This is a genomic window from Bacillota bacterium (genome assembly GCA_024655925.1).
In the GTDB taxonomy this organism is placed as follows: Bacteria; Bacillota; DTU025; order DTU025; family JANLFS01; genus JANLFS01.
Genome location: JANLFS010000151.1, coordinates 1 through 4,714, shown reverse-complemented (window position 1 = coordinate 4,714; position 4,714 = coordinate 1). Strand labels below are relative to the sequence as shown.

Sequence of the window (4,714 nt, the reverse complement as noted above, 5' to 3'; positions counted from 1 at the left end):
TCAGGTGGCCGGGGGCGCCACGGTTGAGAAGACCGTCGATATGGGAGGCCAGGGCCTCCTCCGAATCAAGGTTCTCTCCGAAGGCAAGCCCTACTCGGGCGTGAATGTCGGGCTGCTCATGGACGGGGAGTTCCAGAAGTGGATCTCTGAAACCGCAAGAGGCGTATGGGAGGCCCAGGTCGCGGAAGGCGTCTACACCGTGGAGATCCACCCCGAGGACACGGGCATGGGCATGTCTGTCCGAAAGCTGGAGAACATTCAGGTGGCCGGGGGCGCCACGGTTGAGAAGACCGTCGATATGGGAGGCCAGGGCGTGTTGAGGCTGAGGCTCCAGGCCGACGGTCGGCCCTACAGCCAGGCGGACGTGGCTCTCCTCATTAACGGCGAGTTCCAGAGGTGGATCGATCGGACCGGCAGTGGAACGTGGGAGGTCAGAGTAGCAGCCGGAACCTATGAACTCCAAATCCACCCTCAGTCTGAGCGGTATCCTCGCACAACACTTCATGGCATCGAGGTGCCGTCCGGCGGGACCATGGAGCGGTCTTACAGCTTCGACGAGCTCGGAACCATTCGCGTGAAGCTCATGGTGGATGACGCACCGTATTCATCCGCGGACGTGGTCCTCTGCGAGTTCGGCGGGGACAGGAGGGATTTCGTCTCCCGCGGACGAGGTGTGTTCGAGATTCAAGCGGCCGAAGGCTTCTACGACATCGAGATCTTCCCGTACGACGACGTGAGCGAGAAGACCATCTACGACATAGAGGTCGCGGCGGGAGACACGACTGAGATCGAGATCCAACTCGAGAGATGGTAGGAACAGAGCATCAGGGTTGACGACCCTGATATGACATCGGCGAATCGCACAAGAACGGGCGGACCCCCTGAGATGGAGTCCCGCCCGTTCTCTCTGGATGCATGACCGGGCGGGCGGAGGCCGAATGGAGCCGCCAGCTGGCTCCCAGGCCGACGCCCGCCCACGCTGGCATGGGCCGAAGGCAAACTCCGTGCTACAGCCCCCAGCACCTGGAGCACCTCTCTCTTTCCGCGCCATTGCGTCTGTACCAGTCGGCGGTTGATGGGTTGGCTGCCCCTGACCACTATAAGCTGGGCGCTGCTCCGGACAAGCTCCAGGCTCGCGGTAGTTGGCAGGTCCAGATGCCGTCTAGCAGGACGGGGCCCACTGGAAGCTTTCCGAGCTCGTCAACTACCAACCGGGACATATCCAATGAACCGGCGATAGGGACTCCGGGGCCAACCCGCCCCAGCTACACGCCGCGCCTCACTGGCCCACACGATGCAGGCCTGCTCCTACGCCCGGCTTACGGCCCCGCGTCGAGCGGATGAACCGCGACACCGCCGGCCTCCAACTCTACTTGACGACCTTGAGGATCTCCGCACTCACGGAGCTCGTCCACTTGAACCCGTTCTTCCGGTATATCTCGATGGCCTCATTCACGATCCTCGCGGAGTCCGCGTCCGGGTATAGCCGTACATACCTGCGGAGGGCATCGATCACCCCGGGGCGGAGTTCGCCCGTCTCGTAATCGCGGTGGGGGGTGTTGTTGAGCCCTATGAGGAGCGACGTCAGCCGGGTTCGGTAGTACTCCCGCGCTTTCTCGGCGAACGGAGAGGAAGGGTAGTCCTCGATGTAGGCTTCCCACGCCCTCACCCTCGCCCCCACCGCGTCAAGCGGGATCACGAGCGCGCCGTCAACAGCCCAAGGCCAGTTCGCTTCGATGTCCGCAAGCGCGATGTAGTCGCGGTACGCGGCCGATAGATAAGGGCCGAATTCCTCGATGTAGAAGCCCGGGCGGGCCACGACGTTATACATTCGTTCACCGTCGTAAACGAAAGCGAAGCCTGCAAGGTACGGCTCCTCTGATGCCTTGAGGGATCTGACGGACTCTTCCAGACGTTCGAAGCCATCAACTCCCCGGACCTCAGAGGCCAGCGAGTTGTGCATAGCAGTCGCGAGCTCCTCGTGGAACGCCTTGAACTCCAGGAACGCGCTCTCCCTCCAGGCGAGGGGCGCATCCCGGAATCCATTTCGATAAGCCTCGAGCGCTTCCACAACTGCGGTTGCTGGTTTTGTGCGGTCCACGCCCCGAAGATGATCCCTGTACTGGTCAGGAGTGTAGTATGGAGTGACGGTTACTGACTTGACACGCAGTCCATCGTTTACCCAACTCCAAACGGTCCTGACCACAGCGACTGAGTTAGCGTGCAATACGGCCCACACCTTCTGGTACGAAACAAGCTCCGCGGGTCCATCGCCCCCGTCCTGGATCTCGATGGCGCTTGCGGGGTCCACAAAGACGTCGACGGGCTTCTCGATCTTCCCGGCGGGAGAATAGTACCCGTCAAAAGCGTCCCGGCCGCTTTCGCTGCTTGCAAGGGGGATTGAGAAAACCTTGCCGTGGGCAGGGTCCTCAACCTTGATTACACGTCCGTCCTCGGCCTTCACGGCAAGCTCGGGGCCCCGCGCAAACGCCTCGCCGTTCACAAGCTGCTTTGGTTTTCCCCCGGCCATCGTCACCGCAAAGCAATGGATGGTCCCGCCGGATCCGCCAGTCGGAACTGAGACCACGATGTCGGGAATTCGGTCGGGATTGATGCGACCGATGATCACAGAGCCTGGGTAGCCCGCGCTCAGGTTCCCGAGAGAGATCGACAACTGCCTATTCGGCGCGCCGTCGATCACGACTACGCTGCGGGACTCGCGGAAAGGAGTGTCCACAGAGCTCGAGCTGCCGACGAGGTAGATGTGGTCGGCTAAGCCGTCGCCTGTGACGTCCGCGATTTCGTAGGCCTCGACAACACTTCCCTGAGGGATACGCGGCGGAGAACTCGGCGCGGCGGCCGCTTTGGAGGGAACGACCGCGCCAAATACCATTGATGCACAGAGAGCAGAGGCAAGCAGAACGTTTCCCGTCGCTGACCTTGTGTGCATTTTCATTGCATGTCCCCTTTGCAGATAGGTATGGGGGACTCTCGCACGGTCCCCACGGACATTATACACGCGTAATAGCCATTCCCGGCGGGAACATTCAACACCTCATGCCACTATATGGGTTCCCCAGCAGGGCACTTGCGCCCCGCGAGCCAGGTTCCTGGCTCATCAGGGTATGCTAACCGAGATCACATCTAAATTGAGCCGAGGAGCGAAAACATGAAGAATACAACAGGAATTCGCATACACCCCGGAGCCGAGCGGGCACGGGATATCGATTGGTATGAGTGGGGCAGACACCCGTTCGGGGTTGCCAAGGCGGAGCGGAAGCCCGTTCTCCTCGCGATTAGCGGGGTATGGTGCCACTGGTGCCACGTGATGGATCAGACAACCTACTCCGACCCTGAGGTGATCCGGCTCATCAACGAGCGTTTCGTTCCCATAAGGGTGGACACGGACATGCGTCCGGACATAAACGACAGATACAACATGGGCGGCTGGCCCACGACGGCGATCCTCACTCCGGACGGAACCGCGATCGCCGGTGCGACCTACATCCCTCCACGGGGGATGACGGAGTGGCTCAACCGTGTTCTGAAGGCCTACCCTGCAGCTCTGCGTGTGGTAGAGTCAGAGGTCGCACCGGACACGGAGACAGACGGTGACACAGATAAGGTGGACCGATTCGGATTCAACCCGTCTCGGGGTGTCATTCGAGACATCCTGGGCGCAGTGGTCGCAGCATTCGACCGCGAGCATGGGGGGTTCGGCCGGGCACCCAAATTCCCGATGACTGACGCGATCGACGCCGTCATAGGTGCGTATGTCCGTGACCGTGAACCTCTTTACCGGGAGATATTCGCGAAGACCATTGAGGCCATGACCGGGGGGGGAACCTATGATCACGTGGAGGGTGGGCTGTTTCGTTACTCCACTAACCGGGACTGGAGCGTACCGCACTTTGAAAAGATGCTCCTCGACAACTCCCTCCTTCTCGCCGTCCTCGTCCGGGCAAACGCGGCGAGCCCGGACCCTCTCTATCCTCGGGTGGCGTCAGACATAGTGAGGTATCTGAACGCGACGCTGTTCATGCCAGTGTGGAACGGGTGGGCTGGATCGCAGGATGCCGATGAGGAATACTATTTACTTCCCCTGGAGGAAAGGGTGCGTGTGAAGCCCCCTTCGGTGGACCGAACCTTGTATGTGGACCTGAACGGCATAGGCGCGCAAGGGATGATAAAGGCGGGGCAGGCCTTCGAACGGACGGACTGGATCAAGCGGGGGATCGCGGTGCTGGAGTCCATCTTTGAGAAGTGCTTCTCGCCTGACCGGGGGCTTGCGCACTTCTTCGACGGGGAGGCGCACGTGTGGGGCCTTGCCCATGACCTCATCTCCGTAGGGGCCGCCTGCCTTGCCGCGCACGGCGCTACTGGGGAATCGGTGTGGATCGGGCGCTCGGCCGCCCTCGCCGACAGACTGATCGCGAACTACGCCGCGGCTGACGCGGGGTTCTATTCGCGGTTCGCAGATCCTGAGGACCCCCCGGCGCTTGCGAGGCCCGTTCGCAACTTCGCCGAAAACGCTTACGCAGCGGTCTGGCTTGTGAACATAGGGGCTTCGGTTGGCGACCGACGGTACCGAAACTCCGCGCATTCAGCTTTGGCCTACTGTGACTCGGTCTACGAAGAATACGGGATCCATGCAGCCCCTTATGCTCTCGCCCTGGAGGCCTACCTCGCGCAGGTGGGGGCTCCAGAGGGGATG

3 protein-coding genes are annotated in these 4,714 nt (G+C 61.4%); 2 read left to right on the top strand and 1 reads right to left on the bottom strand.

Going from position 1 to position 4,714, the window contains the following annotated elements; all coding sequences use genetic code 11:
- On the top strand, window positions 1-814 hold an 814-nt coding region (locus NUW23_15075; GenBank protein MCR4427481.1), incomplete at its 5' end, for a hypothetical protein.
- A gap of 555 nt (window positions 815-1,369) precedes the next feature.
- Here the strand turns inward: NUW23_15075 and NUW23_15070 are convergent.
- Window positions 1,370-2,956 carry a hypothetical protein gene (locus NUW23_15070; GenBank protein ID MCR4427480.1) on the bottom strand — a complete coding sequence of 529 codons (1,587 nt, stop codon included), beginning with the start codon at window positions 2,954-2,956 and terminating at the stop codon, window positions 1,370-1,372.
- Window positions 2,957-3,169: 213 nt separating this feature from the next.
- Between NUW23_15070 and NUW23_15065 the strand changes: the two genes are divergently transcribed.
- Window positions 3,170-4,714, top strand: a 1,545-nt coding sequence (locus tag NUW23_15065; protein ID MCR4427479.1) for a DUF255 domain-containing protein, incomplete at its 3' end; no start/stop codon positions are given.

Bases quoted from the DNA above. Each gene is read 5' to 3' on its own strand.
- NUW23_15070 (MCR4427480.1), bottom strand. From the start codon at position 2,956: ATGAAAATGCACACAAGGTCAGCGACGGGAAACGTTCTGCTTGCCTCT.